Source organism: Iodobacter fluviatilis, assembly GCF_900451195.1.
Classification (GTDB): domain Bacteria; phylum Pseudomonadota; class Gammaproteobacteria; order Burkholderiales; family Chitinibacteraceae; genus Iodobacter; species Iodobacter fluviatilis.
Window position 1 is genome coordinate 1,296,960 of record NZ_UGHR01000001.1, and the last position, 23,558, is coordinate 1,320,517.

The following is a 23,558-nucleotide window of genomic DNA, read 5'->3' on the forward strand; positions in this document are numbered from 1 at the left end:
TTAAATCGTCCTTAAAACATCAATTGATATTGAATCGCTTATTTCGCCAAACGATAATACTTCTAATTCGCCATATTGACTTTCAATCAAGCGTTTCACAAAACGTCGAATATCCACCGACGCCAGCAACACCATATCTTTATGCGCAATAGAGAGCCCATTTAGCCCCACCGCAAATAAATCCATGATTTCTTCCGCCTCTGCTGGGTCCAAGTTTAAAAATACTCCCGCATTGGTTTGCCTCACGCCATTGCGCACCATCTCTTCCACCCCTGGCGACACAACAATGGCCCTGATTTTTCCCTGAGCAGCAAATTTATCCGAGATATAACGCCCCAAAGACGAGCGGATATGTTCCACCAAGGTAATTACATCCTTTTCTTTCGGAGCCCACTTCGCCAGAGACTCTAAAATCAACTTCATATTCCGGACAGAAATACGTTCCAGCAATAACCTTTGCAATACTTCTGAAATCTTTTGTACAGAAGCATGTCGATAGGTTTCTTTCAGTAATTCCGGGTATTTTCCTTCAAGCTCATCTAATAGATTTTTTGCTTCCTGAATACCAAAATACTCTTGCACATTACGAGCCAACAGCCCCGCCACATTTTGATACAACTCATCCACATCACTGCGCAGGGCATAGCCCATTTTTTCCACCTGAGGCGCATCCGCTTCACTCACCCAAGCACTGGAGTGTGCGCTACCTTGTATAAGTTTTACGTTGATATCTAGCTGACTTAATTCATCTCGATAATCCATAATATGAAATTGCCCACATGGACTATCAAACTCGGCAGCCCTCACTTCATTTACAAACACCCCAACCTTATCCTCATTAGCAGATGCCGAATAACTCACAACCGCTTGAGGCAAACGAATTCCATAATCTAGGAAAAAACGATTTGTTATATTTTGTAAAATATTTTTACTAACCCAATAAGATTTATTGCGCTCCGCCACCACAAAAATAAGAGGCACTGTTTCGGCACTCATCTTGCCCGTATCAAGAGTTGATTGATCGGTTTCCACATTACCATGCTCATCAATGAAAGTAGCCGCCCCCCCTTCTGAAGATGCTTGTACCTGTGCTGCCTGAGTTCGCCGCCAGTACAAAAACGCCATCGCCCCCGAAAGAACAATAAACACAGGAAGCGGAAAGCCCGGCAACATTCCCATTGAAAGGGTTAAAATAGCGGTCACTAAAATCACGAATGGATTTTGAAATAATTGACTTACAATGCTATGCCCTAAGTTCTTGCTTTCCCCATTGACACGGGTCACCACAAAACCTGCTGCAATCGAAATAAGCAAAGCGGGGATTTGTGCAACTAAGCCATCCCCAATGGTCAACTTGGTATAAACACTCAAAGCATCAGAAAACGAAGTGCCACGTTGCACCATACCAACGGTAATACCACCAATAAAATTCACAAAAATAATAACAATACCTGCGATGGCGTCACCTTTAATAAACTTCATCGCCCCATCAAACGAGCCGTAAAGCTGACTTTCTTTTTCAACCGTCGCACGCCGCTCCTTTGCACTTTCGGCATCTAAAATACCAGCGCGCAAATCCGCATCAATACTCATCTGCTTGCCAGGCATACCATCCAAAGAAAAGCGGGCAGCCACTTCGGCAACCCGTTCCGACCCCTTGGTAATCACGATGAACTGCACCACCGTGACAATTGCAAACACCACAAACCCCACTACCAAACTATCGCCAATAACATACTCGCCAAAAGTGCTCACAATATGCCCAGCATCGGCGTCCAATAAAATCAAGCGACTTGTGCTAATTGATAGAGCTAGGCGAAATAACGTTGTAATCAAAAGCAATGAAGGGAACGATGAGAAGTTCAAAACTCTTTCAATATAAAACGACCCCAGCAAAATCAATAATGAAATTACAATATTGACGCCAATGAGTAAATCCACCAAGACTGTCGGTAAAGGGACAATCAGCATTGCAATAATAATGACGATCAACGCCAAAATAATCAGCTCTGGCCGCGTTGCCAAAGCCCCCCAAGTTCTTTTTAACATGCCTAACCTTTTCTAATTGATTTGGCCAAATGTTTTTAAAATTAAAACACAAACCAAACCCAATCCCCCATGCATTAGGAGCACAACCTTTCTCAGCACAAGCAGAATGTGGATAAAAGAAGAGCTTTGTTCAGCCCCCTATGACAATGCATAGCAATTAAATGTCCTCAAATCACTCAGTAGCTGCAATCAAACCATTTTGAAAACGCTTTTGATGGTCTACCTGCACCTCCCTAACATAATGATCACTGGCCCAGTCTAAAATTTTATCTAGAATCAACTGCTTGCTCTGAGGATCAAAAAATAATTGCTCATCAATACTTCGTACTGAAGCTAAAAGCATTTGCAACAATTGTGCTTTATCTGCCATAGAAAATGTCAACAAACTTGCTGCTATCGCTTGGCTGACTGAGGTCTCAAATTCAAACGGCCGCCGCACAAAATCAAACCACCAAGACAATAAGCTCATCTCATCAAGCCCTGCCCTTGTGGCGATATCCCGACCTTTGAATGCACCAATAAATTCAGACTCGCTAGATTTCACACGCTTCAATTTCACAGTGTGGTGCAGCAAGCGCCCAAACTCTTCTCTCGCGCAACTTGGGTCATGTGCCTGAATATCAAAAATCAAAGCGGACTCCAAAAATTCCAATACCCAACCACGCTTTTGTGACCCAAATTGCTCCACCCATTGCTCGTACTGCGCAACCTCATTTTCTACGCTACCTAAGAAATCACGATAGGTTGCACGTAACGCCTTTGGGCAGATATTCATACGTGCGCCGTGCAACTTTGCCTTTAATCCAACATTAATCCCCGCCTGACATCGTTGCGGATCAGCGTGCATCAAGGCCTGCTCAAGAGCCTGCTCCAAAATATCAGAGTGCACAGTTTCAAGAGCACGCTTTTTTAATAGTTCGCGCAAGACCAGAACCAGATCACTGTCATCTGGAAATAAACTACGTGCATAAGCCAGCAGCACTTCGGGGCTCATCCCCTGGCTACGCAATAAAGCAAAAACCTTGGCTACCTTGGGCTCTGCATCGTCTTCTAAAATACGTTCAAATTGCTCGGAGACTCTTTGAGATTTTTTATCAGAAGCTGTCTGGCGCCTAAATTGAGTCAGGACAGCAGATAAATCGTCCTGAATCAGCAGCAGCAACTCTTGATCGCTCCGCTCACGTCCCTCCGCCTGCTCAGGTTCTACCTGAACTTCCGTCCGCCTTGGCTCAAACCTATGACGTTGAAATGAAACCCCATCAATGGCCGCCATACTTATCTCCAACGGATTGTCTCAGCAACTGAACTACTTCATCCAAAGCCGCATCAGGGAACAAAACACTTGGGGCTATAAACTGTCGAGCATTCCAAGTGCTCCCCGTATCGAGAGGTCGTGGCTGAATTAAAAATACCCGCACCATTTTTTTTACATCTTCTTTAGTCGAGCGAAACGCACCACCAACCCAAGGCAAATCACCCAATAATGGCACCTTACTTTCAGTCTTTGTATAATGCTCAAGACTATAACCACCAATCAATAAACTCTTATCTTTTGGCACCCGTGCTACCGTATTAATCTTAGTGCGTGTAATTACAGGCATGCCATTTACATTATTTAGACCATTACTACTAGGTGAGGCTGCACTACCATCCTCAATATTTAGAATCATTTCAACCTCTTCGCCTTCCTCACTAAATCTTGGCAAGACATTGATAAGTGTGCCGTAGGTGACGCTCTCCAAAGCCACTGCACGCTCAGATTCAAGTTTGGTATAAAAAGTACTGTTATTATCAAAAATGGCGGGTACATTCTCTTGAGTCAATACAATTGGGCGGGAAACAATTTGCGCTTGACCTTTCTGACTCAATGCCATAATAGACGCTACAAATTTTGCCCCATCTAATACAGATGTATTTCCACCAGTTAATTGCATGTTACCCGCATTAAGGGCAACCTCCACTTGATTACCTAGATTTATAGCTCCCTGCCAATTCACGCCCAATTGATCCAGATTACTTTTAGATATATCAATAATCCACAACGACAATTCAATATGGCGCTTAGGTACATCCAGCTGCGTAATCAACCCATGAATAATATCTACCTGCTCACGGGTCCCCTTTACCAATAAACTATTAGTTTCAGCATAAGCAGCTATTTTCACTTGCCCCTGCGAAGTATTAAATGTCTTGCCATCCAAAGTTTGGCCAGCAGCAATTAATGGAGCGGCTTCAACACCTACAGGGGGCTTTTCTCGGGGATGCTCAATGAGCTCAGCCCCATCGGCCGCCAGCATAAGCCCCACCACTGAAGCAATACCAGGTAGGGTTACTTTTTCACTACGCAAATCAAAAGAGCGGTCATTTACAAATGTGTTGTGCAGCCGAATGAGCTCAATTTTTTGCTTATTAAGATCCACATTCTTATATAAATCATCCAAATAACCTGCTGCATTTGCGACCAAATCAACATATACTGGCGGTCCCGATATATAGAACGTGTTGCTCTTTGCATCTCCACGAATTGGATAGCGCTTATCAAGCAAGCCGGTACGTCGCATAAATTCGCTAAGATTATTTAGCGACGCATTACGCAAAGACAGCACTGCATTTTTTACCTCGCTGTTATCATAAACATAATAACTCGCACCATCGTCATACCAAATCAAACCGACTTGATTTGATATTTTATGTAATAGCTGCACCGGCTGCGAGAAATCAAACTCCCCCGTTACCGTCTTTTTCATGGCCTTGGGGCTTAATATAAATGGCTTTTTAATATCCGCTGCCAATGCATTAAGCAGCAATTGCACACTCTCATTTTTTGAAACATATCCAATCCGCCCACGACTATCCTGCACCTTACTCACTAGAGGATCAGCCTGCGATTCCAGCGTCATTACGCACAAAAGAAATGCAATACTAAAGACTTTAAACTTATTCATTAACACATTCCGTTCCAAAAACTCTCTCGGCAAAATACCGATTTCTTTGTATAACTGCTGCAAAATGTGCTACCCAATAAAATGTATTCACTCATTTAAGCCACACAATCTTGCTCAAGATTTATTTAAGACCATTAGCAGCTGCACCATACCATCTAAATTCGTAGGAAAACCATTCGCCACAAGATTGAGTTGTATTATTACGCCATCACCTAAGCAGGAAAATCTGACTAGTACGATTTGCGGCCACTCCAGTAAAGTTTTGTCCCAAATTCAACGCTATCAACACCACGTAAATCTTGCTACATTCACTCCTCAGCCCAGTCTAAGTGGGCGTTCTTGCAAGCGTTAAGAAACGTCTATAAAGAGAGCCCGGTACCCCATTAAGTCACCCCAAACTATAGAGATTTTCAAAATAGGATTGAAACGCAATCAACGTCTAGACATGACATTTTACTCAGACTACAAATCATCAAGCCCCGTTCAACAACATAAACACCTGTCAAATCGTGCACCTCGGTAAAAAGGTCCTTGATCAAAACCAAGCAAGCCAGTCATCTAGACTTAAACTGCACACAACTTATAAGGTAGCAATATGCACCACCGTTCAGCCAACAAAAAACAAAACCTGTCACTTGGCATGAGTAGCCCATTGCTGCATGCTTCCGATCACGATGGACAAACGCTCCATATGGCTAAGCAACATCACAGTATTCGAGTGCGGAGCGTGCCTTAACACCAACAATTGTCGCCACTAACGATTCAACATAAAGGCAAAAAAACAAAAGCGGTCTGAATGTCAGCCCCCTATCAGCGGCTTACCAAGACTCGCATGCATTTGATGCTATAGCTCAGCAATCCGCATTAGCGAATGCTTCGCACTAAAGATGATGGCGCTCCAGATGAAGTATTTAGCCCAGTTAAAGGAAATGAACTTTTAGACGTTGTGATGCCCCAAAAGGAGCTTAAGTTACCTAGGGGTGGAGAAATTCAATAAAGAACACAAACTTCTGCATAGACCAACAAGCAATCACTCAATAAACCGGATTTTTTGTAAGGTTCAAGTTTAATAGAGGAGCTCCGCGAGGTATTTGAGGATCCCATTAAAAGACATTCCCCCCCAGTAGAGAGAAAAACCCCAGCAAGGAGCTTAAATTGAACGTAAGGAAACATATCAGGCAACAAAATAGTGTCGCACTAAAACTGCTGGGACAGTATTATCGCATTGCCATTTTTATTGGTGGCGGTTGTTTTAGCTTACTACTACTTACTTTAGTCATTCTTGAGACGAAATGGACTGCTGACAATTACATGGCCCAAGCCCGCTCAACACTAATTAACGGAAAACATCTTTTACAATATGAGATTCAGCGCCGAGAAACAAATCTACTCACCAATGTATTGTTGGCGGAGAGGTTTGCTGCTGTCTCCCCCCCTTTCCCTTTAAATACAAAAGTAAAATGCCATAGCAAAGGCAACACAGTCATATATTCAGACTTTGCTTACGGCTGCAATCTTTGGGTAATAGCAGATCATAAAACTCAAGAATTAAATCAAGGTTTGCTTGATTTTTTAACCTATATATCTATTTATTCTGGAACTGTACATACTACGAGCTCACAATTAATCACAGAAACAACCGGTGTATTTTTTTCACCTGATTTTACTTTTCTAGGCACTTGGCCAGCTCCTTCACCTCAAGAGCTAAGAAAAGTTTCAAATATAAAAGCCTATGATCTAATTAAACACTTAGCCCCTCAATTGCCACAAATAAGTGACAAAACCAAAAAAACAGAGCTAAAAAAATCCAGAGAGAGTATTTGGATACCCTTTGAAGGAAATTTATCTCTACCTATTGGCGGGCTAGAGCTATGGATGCCTGCGTTTGAAAAAGACAACGTATTTTTAGTAGTGGGGCGTATCATGTCTATAGATTTACTTAAACAAACCCTACAATGGGAAAGGCACGATGGTAATTTCAAATTACTTGACTCACAAGGAAGAGATGTCCTAAACGAATTAAAATCAGAAAAGAACTCTACTTCAGCAGTGAGGGATAAATTAAATCACAAGGCTCCAGTACCTCATAAAAATAAAAATGAAATACAAGAAGATAGTGAATTTGGTCAAATTCAATTATCTACCCCCATTGGGAATCAAGGATGGAGCCTAGTATATTCCTATGACTGGCGCAGTTTTTTCATTGCCCGTGGCGATACTTTGCTTAAGTTATTCTTTTATATGGTATTTATATTATTCAGCTTTTGGTTTTTTATTTTATTTCTCCACAAGCGTTTTACACAACCAATTTATCATCGTGCAAAGCAAGCCGCTGAAAGCCAACAACTATCTCAAGTTATCATGCAAAATGTACCGATAGGACTGTGTCTAATCCATGCAAAAACTGGTGGTTTAATAATGGCTAATGATTGTATTACCAGCTATGCAAACAGCTCTACTAATGAAGAGCTGTGGCAAGTACTATTTACAAAATGGAAAGAAAAAATAACTGCATCAAAACAAAATATTTACATCAGCCTATCACTAAACAATAACAAAATAAATTTTAAGTGCTCCTTTGATCTTCAACGTTATAACAATGAAGATGTTATTTTATGCTGCATGGAGGACATTACCGAGCAATTTGAAATTGAAGCTAGGCTGAAAGCAGCAAGGCAATATGCAGAGCAAGCCAGCAAGCTAAAATCAGATTTCTTAGCAAACATAAGTCATGAAATAAGGACTCCCTTAAATGCAATATTGGGTAATTTAGAATTGATGACTTATCAGCCATTACCTGAAGAGGCTCAAAAACAATTAGCGGCGAGTCGTAATGCAAGCAAATCACTACTTGATTTATTAAATACTGTTCTTGACTTCTCAAAAGCCGAAGCACATCAAATGCATTTATCCCCTCAATGCTATGACTTGAGTAATATTGTGCAAGAATTAACAAATTTATTTGAACCGCTGGCCACCGCAAAAAAAATAGCACTTGCCTATGAAATAGCACCAAATGCACTAGGCCATTACTGGATTGATGGCGAGCGCGTGCGCCAAATTCTTACTAATTTACTCAGTAATGCTTTGAAATTTACACACACAGGCAAAATCACTACTACTTTATATTTTGATGAAAACACTCAACAACATGTATTGAGTGTGGCCGATACTGGCATTGGCATTGCCGCCGATAAACTACAAATCCTATTCAATCCTTTTGTACAAGCAGATGCCAGCATTCAGCATAGCTTTGGCGGCAGCGGACTAGGTCTGTCTCTATGCTTACGTCTAGCACAGCTCATGAAGGGAGAGGTATGCGTACAAAGTGAACTGGGGCAAGGAAGTATATTTAGCTTACGTGTACATGCTCCTCCATGCGAGGCATTTAACACCACTCATATAGAGGCAATGCAACCGATACGGCAGGTACCCACGTCAGTTGTAACACCATTGTCGAGCATCTTGGTAGCGGAAGATCATCCTGCTAGCCAGGCATTGCTGTATGACCAGCTAAGCATGTTAGGTTATGCTGCGGATATAGTGGCTTCTGGGCGAGCAGCCTTGGCGGCTTATTCAGAAACCCATTACGACTTAATCCTTACTGACTTATCCATGCCAGAAATGGGAGGACTAGATTTGGCCCGCTGTCTGCGGGAACAAGGAGCCAAACTCCCCATCGTGGGCATGACAGCCTACGCCGGAGAAGAAGAACACCAAGCCTGCTTAAAAGCAGGAATAGATGCCTTGCTGCTAAAGCCTTTAAGCTTAAGCTGTCTGTCACGGGCCATGCGCCAACACATTTCAAAGAACATGCCCAAACAAGTCAAGCTTCACGATCCTGCGGAGCGACAGCCTCTTGCCCCTCATGTTTTTGTTGCGTTGCAGGAAGCTAGCTTAAAATCAATTAAACGAATAGATTCAGCCCTGCAAGGAGAGGATACTACTGTGCTAGCACTCGAATTACATCAACTCCAAGGCGGTCTTGGATTGGCAGGGTTAGATACCCTTCTGAATACTTGTATAGAACTGGAAATCTGCGTAAAAGCAGGTGATCTGAAAACCTTTAGCCAAACTTGGCCAAGCATGAGTGAGCGCATCTCAGATGCTTTGCAGTTATTCAGATGATCACACCAAACAGGTGATTCCCCACAATGAGGGCTGCCCCCTGTGTCAGGATAGTTGAGATACTCCCGTTTCAGGGATTCCAACTTACTCAGGGTAATCCCCCATTTTTAAGCTCACTTAAAAGTAGAGGTCAAGCATGTAATGCCAGTTTTTGTTTCGTGGTGATGCCACCTAATCCCATATGCGGGCGTTCGTTATTGTAAGTCCAAAGCCATTGCGTTGCAGTTTCTTGCACTTCAGCAAGACTTTCAAAATCATCGCAGGCCAGCCATGTTGACGCCGACCGAAAACTAACCCACTACAGCTAGTTCTGCCGATTCAAAATTGACCTAGGTGCTTTACTTATTCTGCTTAACTCTTGAGCAGAGGATAAAAGGTGATCACCATGGAAATGATGGGCAAAATCCGTAGGATGTATTTTCGCGATAATCTGTCGCTGCACGAAATCACCAAGCGCACGGGGCTGGCGCGAAACACCATTCGTGCTTGGGTTCGCAAACCCGCTGCCGAGGCTGAGCCGCAATACGTACGGCAGCGTAAGCTTGGCAAACTGGCTCCCTATCATGCCTCCCTAGAACAAGCCCTGACTGCTGACTCCTTCCGCGCCAAGCAGAATCGTCGCACCGCCAAAGCCTTGTTCGAGCAGATTCAGGCTGAGGGTTATACAGGGGCTTACAGTGGCGTCACTGATTTCGTTCGTGCTTGGCGTGGCAAAGCCGGTAAGACCCCTCAGGGTTTTGTTCCCTTGCAATTTGCTTTGGGCGAAGCTTTTCAATTTGATTGGAGTGAGGAGCATCTGCTTATTGGTGGTATTTATCGGCGCATTCAAGTTTCCCATCTGAAATTGTGTGCCAGTCGCGCCTTCTGGTTAGTGGCCTATCCCAGCCAAGGGCATGAAATGTTGTTCGATGCGCATACCCGATCCTTTGCTGCTTTAGGGGGTGTGCCGCGCCGAGGCATTTACGACAATATGAAGACCGCTGTTGATAAGGTGCTCAAAGGCAAAGGTCGGATCGTGAATGCCCGATTCTCGGTGATGTGCGCCCATTATTTGTTTGATCCCGACTTCTGCAATGTGGCCTCTGGCAGGGAAAAGGGCGTGGTTGAACAGAATGTACAAGATAGTCGGCGGCGAATCTGGCTGGAGGCGCAAAGCATCAAGTTTGCTACCTTTGAAGCGTTGAATGCGTGGCTGGCCGAGCGTTGTCACGTCTTATGGGGAGTGCTTAGGCATCCCGAATTCAAAGGTCTGAGCATTGCCGAGATGTTGGAGCAAGAGCGTTTGGAAATGATGCCGATGCCGACCCCGTTTGATGGTTACGTTGAGCATCTGGCTCGGGTTTCCAGTACCTATTTAATCACCGTCGCGCGCAATCGTTACTCGGTGCCTTGTGAATGGTCGCGGCAGCGTGTGAGTGTGCGCTTGTATCCCACGCAAGTCGTGGTGGTGGCGAATGATCAAATCATGGCCCGACATCAGCGGCTGACGGGGCAACAGCAGGTGAGCTTTGATTGGCTGCACTATATTCCGCTTCTTGCCCGTAAGCCGGGTGCCTTACGCAATGGTGCGCCCTTATTGCAGCTTAAGGAAAGGTTGTTACGACGTAACGGGGGAGACAAGGTGATGGCGCAAGTGCTGGCCACGGTTCCTGTGGCGGGTTTGGATGCGGTACTGGTTGCAGTTGAGTTGGTATTAGAGTCAGGTGTCATCAGCATTGAACACATTCTGAATGTGGTGGCGCGCTTGAATGACCCACCGGCCGCTATTAGCGCTGAAACGCAGCTGCAATTAGCAGAAGAACCGCAGGCGAACACCCAGCGTTACGACGGCTTGCGTGCAGCGAGCGAGCTCGACAGCGACCACGAGGAGTCGAGCCATGCATGAGATGAGTGTTGAACTCAAAGCCTTGCGCTTGCATGGGATGGCGGCCGCTTGGCTGGATCTGAAGAGCCAGGGCTGTCAATCAGCATCCAAAAGTTTCCACCTGTCAGCATCCAAATGTTTCCAGTTCGTCAGTCCGTTTTTTGTCCCTTTTTGCGCTGTTTAAACCTAAACGAATCATTGCCCGTTTCCAGAATTTCACAGTGATGTGTGATTCGGTCCAGCGTAAACCCCCAGTCATCCCATTAACGCTAGGCTTATTTTTCTGCTAGCGCCCGCAAGGGAAGGAGCTCGTCGATGCGGCTGTTGGGCTAGGTGGGGAGTTTTTCTAAGGTGTCGGTCAGCCACGCTTGCGGGTCGAGCCCGTTGAGTTTGGCCGTGCCCAAGAGCGTTTGAATCGCCGCTGCCCGCTGACCCGCTCGCTCGCTGCCGGTAAATAACCAATTCTTCTTGCCAATCGCAATCGGCCGAATGCAGTTTTCGACGGGATTATTGTCAATCGGCGCGAGGCCGCTGTCGGCATAGCGCTCAAGCGCATCCCAGCGCCGCAGACTGTACAGGATCGCTTTGGCGATCGCGCCGTTCGGGGCCACTTTTGGCAAGGTTTCAGTGAGCCACGCTTTCAATTCGGTCAATTTAGGTTTGGCTACTTGTTGGCGTAGCGCATGCCGTTCTGCAACCGTCTCCTCTTTGGCTTGCGCTTCAATGGCGTACAATTCCGCAATCCGCCGCATCGCCTCCAACGCCACCGGGCTTTGATTGGCTTTGTGCAGATCAACGAATTTGCGCCGCGCGTGCGCCCAGCACGCGAGCTCAGTGACGCCCGCTTTGAACAGCGCCTTGTAGCCGCCATAATCGTCGACCATCAATTGTCCTTGCCAATCTTGCAGGAAATCGCGCGCGTGCTGACCCGCGCGGCTGATTTGGTAATCGAACACGATCATCGGCGCGCAGTTGCTCAATGGCGTGCTGCGATACGCCCATAAATAGGCGGTTTTGGTTTTGCCGTTCCCCGGATCAAGCTGTTTGATAGGGGTTTCGTCGGCGTGCAGCGTAGGTTCCTGCCGCAATCGCTCAACCAGCCGATCCGCCAGCATTTGCAGCCACCAACCCGTCGTTCCTACCCAATTGCCCAGTGTCGATTCGGCTAAATTCACTCCGCTGCGCTCGGCAATCTGCCGAATCCGATACAGCGGCAGATGATCGACGTATTTACTCACCATCACCCACGCCACAGTGGCGTTGCTGGGCAAGCCGCCGTCGATGATGCTCGGCGCAACGGGCGCGGCAGTCATGGTTTGGCAACGACGGCAGGCGTATTGCGGGCGAATATGGCGAATGACGCTAAATACCGCTGGTTGCACGTGCAATTGCTCGCTCACATCTTCGCTGACTTTGAGCAAATCGTTGCCGCATGCGCCACAAGTGCATGACTCCGGTTCGTGAACAACGAGGGTGCGTGGCAAGTGGGCGGGTAAGGCTTGGCGACCGGCACGCATGCGCGGTTGGCGCACCGGCGTGCTGTCGCCATCGGGGCGCGCTGCGGCGAGTTGTGCTTCGAGCGCCGCAGCACTGACTTCGAACTCTTCATCAAATAAGCTACGCTGCTCGGCGCTCATCGCCTCGGTCTTGGCACCGAACTGCATGCGCCGCAAATAGGCCAGTTCAAATTCCAGCTTCTCAATCAGTAAGGATTTGGCTTGAATCAGCGCCGCCTGCGCGACGGTTTTGACAGCCAAATCGGTGTGCGCTTGAACCCATTCTGCCTGCGCCAAAATCGCCGCGCGGACAGCGGGCGATAAGTTGGAGTGGGCGAGTTCGGCAGCGAGATTCATGCCGTTATTTTGCCTGTTTATGTCCCTGTAAACCATATCAATCAAGGCTTTCAAGGCAACACATCGCCCCCTATTTGACCCAGCGTCAATACAAACGTACGCCCAAAGCGGGGGGTGATAAACGTTGCCAATCCACCCCCATCGTCAGCCATTGCCACTGCGCTGCATCGAGTACAAATGCCGCCTCATTAGCTTGCGGCCACACAAAACGCCCTTGATGCAAACGTCGCTGCAGCAGCCACACCCCTGTGGCATCCCACAGCAACACTTTGAGTCGATTACTACGCTGATTGCGAAACGCATACGCCGCGCCATCACAAGGGGATCGTTGCAAGGCGGCGTGCACTTTTGCCGACAAGCCCTCAATGCCCAAGCGCATATCGACCGGCTCGACGATCAAATGCAGCGAATTCAAAGCGGGCATCATGGCAAACCCCGCAATAGCGTAGCCAGCCAATCGGCCGAAGTTGTTATCGGCAAAGTCAAACGCGCACCACCGGGCAGCAGTAAACACATCGAGGCGGAATGGGCGTTTAAGGGTAATTCGGTAGCGACCAGCGTGAATGCCGGCGATGGCGCGCCAGCCACAGTTGTGGCCATGCGAGTAGGATTTGCTGTGGCGCATTGTACTAACGGGGCCTGTGTTGCCGATGACACAGGCGCAGAGGTGGGCGCAATGAAGTCGCTCGGCTCACAGGCCGCGTGCGGCAAATCCCGCTTAACCCAAGCCGCCAAGGTGGGGCGTTTTAAATCGTGCCGCCGGCAAAATTCCGCCATCGATAAACCGCTAGCACGCCAATCCCGAACCCGTTCAAGCCAAAGTGCCCGACGCTGCTGATGAGTCATGATGCGGCCCCACATTGAAAAAATGCAGGATGCCAGATTTAAAGTACACAATGGAACGGGAGCGCTGGGGGCTTACATTGAAGGTGTCCATATTTAGCAGCCTACATCAGTTGTTCTTCGGTTATGTAATAAAACTGACGAGTCATGCCTTTTTTAGGTAACGATATCGTACTTGTCCCATTTATTTAAACCGGGGTGATGAAGATAATCTAGGCCTTAATAGTGTGGTCTCTAGAGGTGTGCCGTTTGGTGCAAATGAGATCTGACCAAGCATCATTTTTCTGCATTTAAGTGTGGTGTTTGACTGGGTATTTTTCGCTTGATATTGGACAGGATGGGGGTCGCGCTCATCGTAAGGAAATCACTGTAAATGAAAATTCACTCGCTTGGTGGCAAACACCTAGGTCTAGAAGAGCGGAGTACTGGCGTTGGGGATGCTCTGGCGAGTGCGCATGCGCAACTAGTGTTCAATGCACATGCTAAATTTGCCGACGCCGATGCCTTGAAGATTATGCTTCAAGGGTTGCAAGATACAGACCCAGCACCGTTACTTGATACCTTAGGCATGGATTTAGCACCGCCAGATTGCCAGATTAATTGTGTCAATGCCCAGTCTGAGACGGATTCGTCGGCAGATCTAGGTGTTGCTTTACCCCTTTCTTGGGCTCCAAATCTAATTGTAGTCTTGGATTCTCTGTGCGTGCTGGGTTTGCCTCAGGCAAGGGTGGGTGAATCAACATCTTTGCTGGGAGATAAGCTAAAGCAGAATGTCGGTGGGAAATGCCTGAGTTTAGACCCTCTTGCTAAAGGTGAAATGAAGTCGCTTGGGGGACAAGATGCACTTGTATCCCTTCAAACTTTATCTTTATTGACATCCGTGGTGCCGCCCAGTGTTGTAGGGGCAAAGAGGTTAGACGTGGAACGATTGCACAATACGCCTCAATCAATGCGAAAAGTCAGTCGATTGCAAGAACAAGAGGAAAGAGGGTTATCAAGCCTATTCTCCTTTCTTCCAATCATAAACCAACTCAGTGAACCTACTGAGGTGCCGATGTCTATTGGCGAAGGGGATAGGGACTTTGTTGCGGCATTGCCCGCGGCCTCTACGCCTACACTGCCTTTGGCTGGCACATACGAGACAAAAGGTGTCGGTCCGGCTTTAAATGTAACGATGTCTGGTGTGCATAGTCCATCAAGTTCAGTAGAGCTTGGCTCTGAATCTATGGTTTTAGCTGCTATGGAGCACTTTACGCCATCAGTTGTTGGGGGCGTACCTGATAGTTCACTTGCTGTGGGCGCTCAGTCAGAGCTGGCTATGCTGGCCCCTTCCTCAGTGGAGGAGCAGATAGTTGGGCCGCTTGTGCTTGCACGAGGCTCGAAGGTTTCTGCGGTTCTGCCTGTTTTTGTAGGAAATGACTCTGCTTCCGAGCTGCCTGCGAGCACATCACAAGCGGGCCAGGCTGAGCGACCTGTTCGTGCACAAGAGCTTGTGACGAGTGCCTCATTACAGATGCTGCCGGAGCCAAATTTGAATGGCCCACATTATGAGTTTGTTAGTAATCCTGGTGCACGGCCTATGCCAGCTCCTGTTCTGCAAGTGATTCCTAGCCCTGTGGAGCAGCAAGGGCTCACCTATCATTTTAAAAGTTGGGGTAATGATGCCTTTGTAAACGTTAACACGCTCAGTGCTGGTGATGTGCGATTTGTGCCCTCTGATGTCAAGGTTCAACATACCTTGCAAACGTATGGAGAGGATCATGATATGCCGCAGCACTGGCGGATTGAGGCTAGTGAGCGCCGTGATGATGATATGCCACGCAGACAGGCACGTGCTCAATTAGCTGAAGAGGAAAATGAAGAATGATGCCATTGAGTAGTTTGCGTAAGGTAGATGTTGCAAGTTTAGAGCGAAGCCGTGTTCTGATTCGCTTGCGTGGTGCAGGTTATACCGAAGCTGTTTTGTTACCGCTTGGCACCGCGCGCTATATTCGCTTGCGAGGCGACCTAGCTGGCGTTGCATCCGTGATTGCCCTGTTGGATGTGCACGCTTGGGCGGGCCACAGTATGCCAAGCTTGGCTGGCATTGCTTGGCACTGCGTGGATGAAAAGTTGTTGTGGAATTTATTGGTCGAGGAATTAACTCAACTCACTTGTGCAGAGCATGGGCTTGACTTAACGCATATCGAGGTACTGGAGCTGCTTAGTACGCCTTTAGTTGAGCATACGCTACCTTGTGTGAGCATGCTGAGTGGGGGCTTATTTGTGGAGGCTTTAGAGCAGGAAGCTCACCCGCTTGGTGCGAATTTTGATTTTAACGCAGTAAAAATTGAGTTGGCCGCTAATTTAGGGCGTAGTTACTTAGCCTATCAGACCATCCCGACTTTAGTGTTGGGAGACGTTTTATTAATTAAAGAAATCGATTGCCAATTGAGTTGTGGCACTCATCCCCTATTTACGTTTGAGCTTTATGAGGAGAAGTTAATGTTGCAGGATTACGCAGAACAAGAGGAGAGTATAGGTGTTGTACCTGTGCCAGAAAATCAGCTCTTAGATTTAAAAAAAGTACCCGTTGAATTGACTTTTGTATTATTCAAAAAAATGCTCAGCATGGCTCAATTGCAGTCTATAGATTTAGGTGATGTGATTGATTTGCCGGTAGAGGCACAAAAAAATGTTGAAATCTATATTAATAACATGTGCTTTGCAGGTGGGGAATTAGTGCAATTGGACGATGGACGTTTGGGCGTAGAAATTCAGCGCTTAATACGTTCGGCATGATTCAATGAATGATATTTCACTTATTGCACTGCTGTCATTTGCTACTTTGTTCCCATTTTTAGTGGCATCAGGCACTTGTTTCGTTAAGTTCTCGATTGTATTTGTATTGATTCGGAATGCGTTGGGGGTGCAGCAGGTGCCCTCTAATATGACTTTAAATGGCATTGCATTGTTGCTTTCAGTATTTGTAATGATGCCAGTAGGGCAGCAAGCCTACGATTATTATAAAACTGAAAATGTGAAGCTGGAGAGTGTAGAGGCTGTTGTCAATTTCATGGATGGTGGGCTGAGTGGGTATCGTGCGTATTTAAAAAAATATTCAGATCCGGAGTTGGTCGATTTTTTTCAAAAGGCACAAGCAGGACGCTTAGGCGAAGCTAAGAAAAATACACAAAAAATAGCAGAGCCAGAGTCTGAGCCGGCCATTATTGCCCTGTTGCCAGCTTATGCATTAACTGAAATTAAGGAAGCATTTAAGATTGGTTTTTATTTATATTTACCTTTCATTGTTGTGGATTTAGTGATTTCCAGCATTTTATTGTCATTAGGCATGATGATGATGAGTCCAGTAACGATTTCGGTGCCCGTAAAGTTAATTCTATTTGTGGCAATGGATGGTTGGACTCTGCTGGTAAAGGGGCTGGTCATGCAATATATCGATCTTGCAGCTTGACGTTAAAGGTTTTTTCTTTCCGGTAATCCAAAGCAGAAATAGAAATAAAGGACAGGTTATATGGATGATTTGGTATATGCCGGTAATAAGGCGCTGTATTTGACTCTCGTTTTATCTGCGGTTCCGGTGGCAGTGGCAACGTTGGTGGGGTTGTTAGTGGGTTTGATTCAGACCGTAACTCAATTGCAAGAGCAAACGCTGCCTTTTGGGGTAAAGTTGATCGCCGTGATTGTGTGTCTATTTATGTTTTCAGGTTGGTATGGTGAGCACCTACTGAGCTATGCGGTGGAATTGATGCATTTGGCCCTGGATCCACGTCACTAATTTGTTGTTAGCGAGGTAGGGGTAAAGGAAATGTTGAGCTATTATTTTATATGGTCAGATTGTCATAGCCTATGTTGATGTATGAGTTATTTTCGCGCTGGCAAGAATATATGTTGGCGGCCGCGTTGATTTACGCGCGGATTGCGGTGATTTTTTTATTTTTGCCTTTTTTGAATAATAACGTACTCGGACATATGGTAACGCGTAATGCGGTGATTCTACTGCTGATATTCGGATTGTGGCCTTTAGTGGGGGGAGATGTATCTCAGGTGAATGGGGGGGATTATGCGGTACTGGCTTTAAAAGAGGCTGTAGTTGGTTTGGCTCTGGGTTGTATGGTGGCTTTTCCATTTTGGGTATTTCATGCGATTGGCGCTTATATCGATGTGGCGCGTGGGGCCACTATCAGTAGTTCAATTGATCCGGTGAATGGATTGGAGTCGGCAGAAACCTCCAATCTGTTGAACTTATTTGCAGGGGTGATTTTTTTAGAGGCTGGCGGTATGCAGCTCTTGTTATCGCTGTTAATAGATAGTTATCAACAAGTCGGTTTGCTCAATAGCATCGAAATCCGTTTAGAAACCTTGATCCCCTATTTAGGGCGCTTAGTGGCAAATAGTTTTATGTTGGCGGCTCCTGTATTGCTAACGCTTATTTTGTCTGAAGTGTTACTGGGTTTGTTGTCGCGCTTTACTCCGCAAATGAATGCCTTTTCAGTGTCTCTCACGATTAAGAGCATGATTGCCTTTTTTATTTTTATGATTTATTTCGGTCCTGTATTTCCGGGTGAAATGATGAAGATGATGGGCGACTTTGCTGGTTATGAATTATTTGTTAAGGGTGGGCATTAATGGCCGGGGAAAAAACTGAAAAGCCAACGGCTAAAAAACTACTTGATTCGGCTAAAAAGGGTCAATCTTATAAAAGCCGCGACATGGTCGTGCTGTGTATTTTGGTTGCAGGAGTTGGTTTTACCGCAACGCGCTCTTTTAATGCTGTAGTAGAAATGTATTGTGGTTTTATTGAGAAGGGTTTTAAAACACCTCCGGCGGATGCGGCACGAGAGCTTGTTTTTGCATTTTTAACTCTCTCCTTGCCCATTATCTTGGCCTGCGTAGTTGCCACTGTATTGCCATCACTATGGCAAAGCCGCCTTGTGTTTGCAACTGAGGCAATCAAAATTGATTTTAGTGCTTTGAATCCGGTTTCTGGCTTTAAGAAGCTGTTTAGTATGAAAACGGTAAAAGAGTTGGTAAAGGCAGTTTTCTATTTATTGCTAACTATTACAGTGGCTTATGCCTTTTGGGTTTTTCAAAGGCATATGCTGCTGGCTCAACTCTATGTTTCAACTGCAGAGGCAGGGGCGGCTTGGGTTAAAGCGGGTGTGATTCTTGTGTTCTATTGTGTGGCGGCATTTATTTTTATCATTGGTATGGATGCCTGGGTAGATTACTTACTGTATATCAAAAACCTCAAGATGGAAAAGCATGAGGTAAAGCAAGAGCATAAGCAGGCTGAAGTGAGTAGGGAGGTGAAGTCACGGCGTCGTGAGGTGCATGAGGAGTTGTTGTCCGAGCAAATAAAAAGTGATGTGGCGCAGTCACAGTTTGTGCTTGCTAACCCGACCCATATTGCAATTGGTGTGTATATGGATACGGAGTCGCTACCGTTGCCCTTTGTGTCTGTACTGGAAACAGAGCAAAAAGCGCGTGCGGTGATTGCTTATGCAGAAAAAATTGGGATACCTGTGGTGCGTGATATTCGTTTAACTCGTGCCATTTTTAAAGTGGCAACGCGTTATACCTTTGTGCCTTATGAGCTGGTTGAAGAGGTGTACAAGGTGCTGTTTTGGTTACTAGAAGTCGAAAAGGCCCGTGCAGGAAATGGGGATTCGCTTACGTTCGATTCATGATAAAGGTCATGCATGAGGGGGTATTTGCCTTAATTTAAACCTGTGCCACTATGCATGGTAAAAGCTAGGTAAAAAATAAATGTCCCCTTACTACGGTATCGAGACTAAACAAAAGAGAGCAAGTATGGATATGCTCAGCAAGATCCCTCATTCAATGTAAGGCATCTTCCTAGATGTAAATCTGCAGGTCAAAAAAACAAAGTTCATTCGGCGCTAGCGCTCGTTAAATGATGATGATTTTGTTCTTGGTTTCGTTTTTTTATGAAAATATATATTTCAAAGACTTTGATTGTTTTAAATTAGAACAGATACCTCATGTTAAACATGAAGGATATGGGCTTTGCTGTCTGCAGTTTAACTCTTCAATTTAAATAGACCATCTGTAAATCAGAGAAAATTTCGTGATTTTGTGAAATAGATTTGTATAGCTTACAACCTGTGTTTGCTAGTTTAAAGAAGGTTTGCTAGATGAGATGTTAGTCAGTAGGAAATATAGTCTTTTACATTAACTCCTCGTATGTATTAAGCGTCGCCTTAAGCAAAAGGGGACGTAGTTGTTTATTAAGCTACTTTCCCGAAGAGGGGGAGTGTCGTTTTTTAATAGTGAGCAATATACCTCCGTGGTTTAATTAGCACCGTCAGCCCTATTGCAAATGGCGGATTAAAGGAAAGTAAGATGAATAGTATGAATGAAGACTTAATGGATGATGGTGCTGCTGAGATCTTGTGGGAAGCCATACTCAATGGTGCGGCACTTAAAGACATTCAGGGTGTTCCCAGTAATGTAATGGAGGGGATTTATGCCTATGCATTTGAGTTTTATCAGCAGGGGCGCTTGGATGAAGCAGAAACATTTTTTAGGTTTTTGTGTTTGTACGATATGTATGACCCAGACTATGCGATGGGCTTAGCGGCTATTTTTCAGATGCGTAAAGAGTATCTGAAGGCGGCTGGTGCATATTCACTTGCTTTTGCTTTAGGAAAAAATGATTACCGCCCGATGTTTTATGCGGGTCAGTGTAATTTGCATTTGAAAAAGGTAAGTAAGGCAAAGCAGTGTTTTGAGACGGTGCTGTTGCATGGGGCGAAGGGGCCATTAACTGAACGGGCACAAGCTTATTTAAAGGCGATGCAAAATGTGCAGTCAGAAAATGAAGCTGAAAATGAAGCTGAAAATGAAGCTGAAAATGAAATGAAGGAGTTTTTCCAATTATGAGCGAAATACTGATTCAGTCAAATCGTTATAACGTGAATCCTGAGGCGTTAAAGATCAGTCCAGATTTGATCAATGGACCGATGGAGGCGTTAGGTGCTATTCATGATTCTTTAGCGAAGATGGAGCTGCTGGCACAAAGTGCGGATATGGATTTGGGGGCGGCTAAACCCACTGGATCTAGTAAAGCGCCACAGTTGACGCCACCAAGTGTGACGGTGGCGCAACGTCAAGCAGAGCCAGATTTGTCACTTGTTGCGGTAATGGCGCAATTAATGGAAATCATGCAAGACATGTCAGTGAATGGCTTAAAGACAAAATTGGAAGCTTTTAAACAAAGTGCGGATGCACGTGAAGCGGCTTTGGCGACAATGGGTTTGGCTCTTGGCGAGGCACAAACAAAGGCCGATACGCTGCATGAGAAGGCAAAAGATCTGGCGAGTCGCCAGCCAACAGCGGAGCAAGTAAAGCGATTTGAGGCTAACTTGCAGCTTGCGGTTGAGAATAGAGAGCAAGCAAAAAATGAGCTTTCAAATACGCTGGAAAATCTTAAAAAGGCTTTTATTGAGAAATATGGCCAAGCTATGCCGTTCTCGGGTGATGTAAGTAAGCCAGATTCGCTTGTAGCTGCAGCAATGATTCTCGATGCCTCTAAAGCTTTGGATAATGGTTTGCTTGGCTTGACAAAGGTCGAGAGTGAAGCTAAAGCAGCGTGGAATACCGCTAAAGAACAGCTTCAGTTGGTGCTAAATGCGGGCTCTGAAGCACAGCAGGCACAGGCTGATCTTGTTTCTTTGCATTCACAATTCAAAGAGAAGGGGGGTATGGGCGCTGTGCAAAATTTGGGGCAGCTACGTACTGGGGCGGCTGAGCTGACTTTCCTATTGGGTGTCTTACAGGACATCATTGGTCAAACCAGCGAAACAGAAATGCAAGATAAATTGGCATTAATGAAGGCGCGTCAGGCTGAGGTGGTTAAGGATTTAGAAAAAAAAGCTGAGGAAGCTGCTGCCGAGCAGCGAAAAGCAGAGGAGCTTAACTATGTCATGGGCTGCGTAGGTAAAATTTTGGGGGCTCTATTGACCCTTGTTGCGGTAGCGGGGGCCTTGTTTACTGGTGGAGCCAGTTTAGCATTGGCTGCAATTGGCGTTGCACTCATGGTGTTGGACACGGTGCTTGAATACACTACAGGAAAAAGCCTGACTGAGCGAGTGTTAAACCCGGTGATGAATGCGGTGATTAAGCCTTTGTTGGAAGCGCTGACTAAGTTAATAAGTGGCGTTCTACAGGGTCTGGGAGTGGATAAAAAGATTGCCGATATTGTAGGAACAGTGCTTGCCGCGGCGGTCTTGGTACTTGCGGTGATTCTTGTAGCGATAGTTGGCAAGGGGGCGGCGGCAAAAGTGGCTGAAAAATTTGGTGCAGCAATATCAAATACCATTTCCAAGATGATTCCTGCACTCATTAAGCAGTTTGCGGCAGCGGCCCAAGCAGGCCTTAAAGGGGTAGGTAAGTCTGTGACGAAATCTTTAGTGACGTTGGCTAAGCGCGCGCATATTAACGTTGGAGATGTGGCGCTGAATGCCACGCGTTTAAAAACGGCGCAAGTAGTCGGTGGTTTTGCTCAGCAGAGCATACAGGCTGGCGGTCAAATTGGCGTTGGGGTGCATAAAAATAATGCGAGTGATGCGCTTGCTGACATTACTTTAAGCCGCGCTAGCCAAGATGTATTCAAGCGGGCTATGACTGACGCGATTAAGCAAATGAGCGAGCAAATGTCGGTTGTTGATGATTTGATGAAACATATGTCTATAGCGGGTGAGCAGCAGCTTGCAACTGCACAATTTATTTCGCAAAGAACACGTGTGGCCTAAGCCTTGCATATTTTTTAAATGAAATAGGGCAGCTTTGTCCTAAGCAGTAATTTACTTCAAAGGTGATTGTATGACGACAGCGATTTCAGCAGCTAAAAGTTCCCCTGTATTTTCTACTTCCGCAGCAGTACTAAAAAGCGTGGCTGATGTAAAAGGGACTGCCGAGGGTAAGAAACTGAGTGCAGGATTTGAAGAAAAGGCTGCAGCGTTACCTCATGCCGTTCCACGTAGCAGCATCATGGCAGGTGCACCTGATTTACGTGCGCCGGAGTTGAGCCTGGATGGAGCGGCTACTAAGCAAGTTTTTGACGCTTTAGACGCCGTAGTGGAAGCCCCGCAAGATGAGAGTTTTGCGCTACACACCTTGTTTAGCAGCGACAAAATGCGCGGCGTACCTATGGATAGCGATTTACTGCTCGCCTTAATTGTACAACTGAAGGCTTTGCAATTGGAACAAAGTGCAAGTGAACGTAATCTAGGGGGAAAGCTTACCGTATTGAGCTTTGATGGCTCTAAGGCATCGGCTGATTCGCAACGTTTGTCTGGTAGTGCGGCACTTGGAACTGCCATTAGCAGTGCTGCTGTAAGTATTGGTTTTGCAGGTGTGTCGTTAGGCAAAGGTGTGAAAGCACATCAGACCCATAAAAATTCTCTGATAAATAATCAAGGGAAAGCGAATGGACTGAAGTTGGAGGTAGAGAAAAACCAATTGCGTCTTAGTCAGCATCCAGAAATGCCCCCTCGAACTAAAGCAACGTTGTCTAAGGAGAGTGCGTCTAAGATGCATATGGTTCGTAGCCATGAAGAGGCTCATCAACTGGAAGTAAGTCGTGCGGGTAAGTTGTCTGGCCAAGCCCAAGTGATTGCCACTCTGCCAGTAGGAACTCTCGTTGATGGGGCTGGACAAACTGTACAAAAGAATGAAGATGCCTTGCGCACCATGGTTGATGCAGGTGTGAATGTAATCAATCAGGCGAGCAAAAATGCGGATGATGTAGGTAATGGCAGCTTAGATTTAGCGAAGCAATTGCAAGCCATGTTGCGTGACTATGTGCAAAGTAAACGTGATGCGTTTGCTGCGGTGGCTAGTAAAATTTAA

17 protein-coding genes and 2 pseudogenes are annotated in these 23,558 nt (G+C 45.9%); 11 read left to right on the forward strand and 8 right to left on the reverse strand.

Translation table 11 applies throughout. From position 1 onward, the window contains the following. The 3 genes from DYD62_RS05940 to sctC form a co-directional block, all read right to left on the reverse strand. Positions 1–2,049, reverse strand: a complete 2,049-nt coding sequence (locus DYD62_RS05940) for an EscV/YscV/HrcV family type III secretion system export apparatus protein (protein WP_115226505.1) — start codon at positions 2,047–2,049, stop codon at positions 1–3. A 172-nt stretch (positions 2,050–2,221) separates the two neighbouring features. Continuing rightward, positions 2,222–3,322: a type III secretion system gatekeeper subunit SctW gene (gene sctW / locus DYD62_RS05945; RefSeq protein ID WP_115226506.1), complete on the reverse strand. Its 1,101-nt coding sequence runs from the start codon at positions 3,320–3,322 to the stop codon at positions 2,222–2,224. Further along, the gene (gene sctC / locus DYD62_RS05950) at positions 3,309–4,994 is read right to left on the reverse strand and encodes a type III secretion system outer membrane ring subunit SctC (protein WP_115226507.1); all 1,686 of its coding nucleotides are present in this window, start codon (positions 4,992–4,994) and stop codon (positions 3,309–3,311) included. Before sctC ends, sctW begins: the two co-directional genes overlap by 14 nt. Before the next feature lie 1,155 nt (positions 4,995–6,149). On the opposite strand from sctC, the gene DYD62_RS05955 reads away from it, so the two are divergent. Further along, the gene (locus DYD62_RS05955) at positions 6,150–9,122 is read left to right on the forward strand and encodes an ATP-binding protein (RefSeq protein WP_132038788.1); all 2,973 of its coding nucleotides are present in this window, start codon (positions 6,150–6,152) and stop codon (positions 9,120–9,122) included. A 130-nt stretch (positions 9,123–9,252) separates the two neighbouring features. On the opposite strand, the pseudogene DYD62_RS05960 reads toward DYD62_RS05955, so the two are convergent. Further along, positions 9,253–9,393: pseudogene (locus DYD62_RS05960) on the reverse strand (integrase core domain-containing protein); the annotation flags it as partial. 114 nt (positions 9,394–9,507) lie between these two features. Here DYD62_RS05960 and istA point away from each other — a divergent pair. Beyond that, entirely contained in the window at positions 9,508–11,007 is a 1,500-nt protein-coding gene (istA, locus tag DYD62_RS05965) for an IS21 family transposase (RefSeq protein WP_115226509.1), read from the forward strand. 128 nt (positions 11,008–11,135) lie between these two features. On the opposite strand, the pseudogene DYD62_RS24375 reads toward istA, so the two are convergent. The 4 genes and pseudogenes from DYD62_RS24375 to tnpA all read right to left on the reverse strand — a co-directional run. After that, positions 11,136–11,228: pseudogene (locus DYD62_RS24375) on the reverse strand (ATP-binding protein); the annotation flags it as partial. Between the two features lie 87 nt (positions 11,229–11,315). Then, a complete protein-coding gene (gene tnpC / locus DYD62_RS05975; protein WP_115226510.1) occupies positions 11,316–12,839 on the reverse strand; it encodes an IS66 family transposase in 1,524 nt (507 codons plus the stop codon). A gap of 85 nt (positions 12,840–12,924) precedes the next feature. Beyond that, positions 12,925–13,266, reverse strand: a complete 342-nt coding sequence (gene tnpB, locus DYD62_RS05980; RefSeq protein ID WP_207916849.1) for an IS66 family insertion sequence element accessory protein TnpB — start codon at positions 13,264–13,266, stop codon at positions 12,925–12,927. After that, positions 13,263–13,700 (reverse strand): IS66 family insertion sequence element accessory protein TnpA, encoded by a 438-nt coding sequence (tnpA, locus tag DYD62_RS24500; protein WP_115226511.1) that lies wholly within the window; start codon positions 13,698–13,700, stop codon positions 13,263–13,265. Before tnpA ends, tnpB begins: the two co-directional genes overlap by 4 nt. A 355-nt stretch (positions 13,701–14,055) precedes the next feature. Here tnpA and DYD62_RS05990 point away from each other — a divergent pair, with 355 nt between their 5' ends. From DYD62_RS05990 to DYD62_RS06030, 9 genes are all read left to right on the forward strand, one after another. Continuing rightward, on the forward strand, positions 14,056–15,549 hold the full coding sequence (locus DYD62_RS05990; RefSeq protein WP_115226512.1) for a SpaN/EivJ family type III secretion system needle length determinant: 1,494 nt from the start codon (positions 14,056–14,058) through the stop codon (positions 15,547–15,549). Next, positions 15,546–16,463, forward strand: coding sequence for a FliM/FliN family flagellar motor switch protein (locus tag DYD62_RS05995; RefSeq protein ID WP_115226513.1), 918 nt, complete (start codon positions 15,546–15,548; stop codon positions 16,461–16,463). Before DYD62_RS05990 ends, DYD62_RS05995 begins: the two co-directional genes overlap by 4 nt. 4 nt (positions 16,464–16,467) lie before the next feature. Beyond that, a complete protein-coding gene (locus tag DYD62_RS06000; RefSeq protein ID WP_115226514.1) occupies positions 16,468–17,136 on the forward strand; it encodes an EscR/YscR/HrcR family type III secretion system export apparatus protein in 669 nt (222 codons plus the stop codon). Positions 17,137–17,196: 60 nt separating this feature from the next. Beyond that, on the forward strand, positions 17,197–17,460 hold the full coding sequence (locus DYD62_RS06005; RefSeq protein WP_115226515.1) for an EscS/YscS/HrcS family type III secretion system export apparatus protein: 264 nt from the start codon (positions 17,197–17,199) through the stop codon (positions 17,458–17,460). 77 nt (positions 17,461–17,537) lie between these two features. Continuing rightward, on the forward strand, positions 17,538–18,311 hold the full coding sequence (gene sctT / locus DYD62_RS06010) for a type III secretion system export apparatus subunit SctT (RefSeq protein ID WP_165928810.1): 774 nt from the start codon (positions 17,538–17,540) through the stop codon (positions 18,309–18,311). Then, positions 18,311–19,372, forward strand: coding sequence for an EscU/YscU/HrcU family type III secretion system export apparatus switch protein (locus DYD62_RS06015; protein ID WP_115226517.1), 1,062 nt, complete (start codon positions 18,311–18,313; stop codon positions 19,370–19,372). Before sctT ends, DYD62_RS06015 begins: the two co-directional genes overlap by 1 nt. 676 nt (positions 19,373–20,048) lie before the next feature. Beyond that, positions 20,049–20,588 (forward strand): type III secretion system translocator chaperone SicA, encoded by a 540-nt coding sequence (gene sicA / locus DYD62_RS06020; RefSeq protein ID WP_115226518.1) that lies wholly within the window; start codon positions 20,049–20,051, stop codon positions 20,586–20,588. Further along, a complete protein-coding gene (sctE, locus tag DYD62_RS06025; RefSeq protein ID WP_115226519.1) occupies positions 20,585–22,459 on the forward strand; it encodes a type III secretion system translocon subunit SseC family protein in 1,875 nt (624 codons plus the stop codon). The genes sicA and sctE overlap by 4 nt, the downstream gene beginning before the upstream one ends. A 70-nt stretch (positions 22,460–22,529) precedes the next feature. Further along, on the forward strand, positions 22,530–23,558 hold the full coding sequence (locus DYD62_RS06030) for an IpaC/SipC family type III secretion system effector (protein ID WP_115226520.1): 1,029 nt from the start codon (positions 22,530–22,532) through the stop codon (positions 23,556–23,558).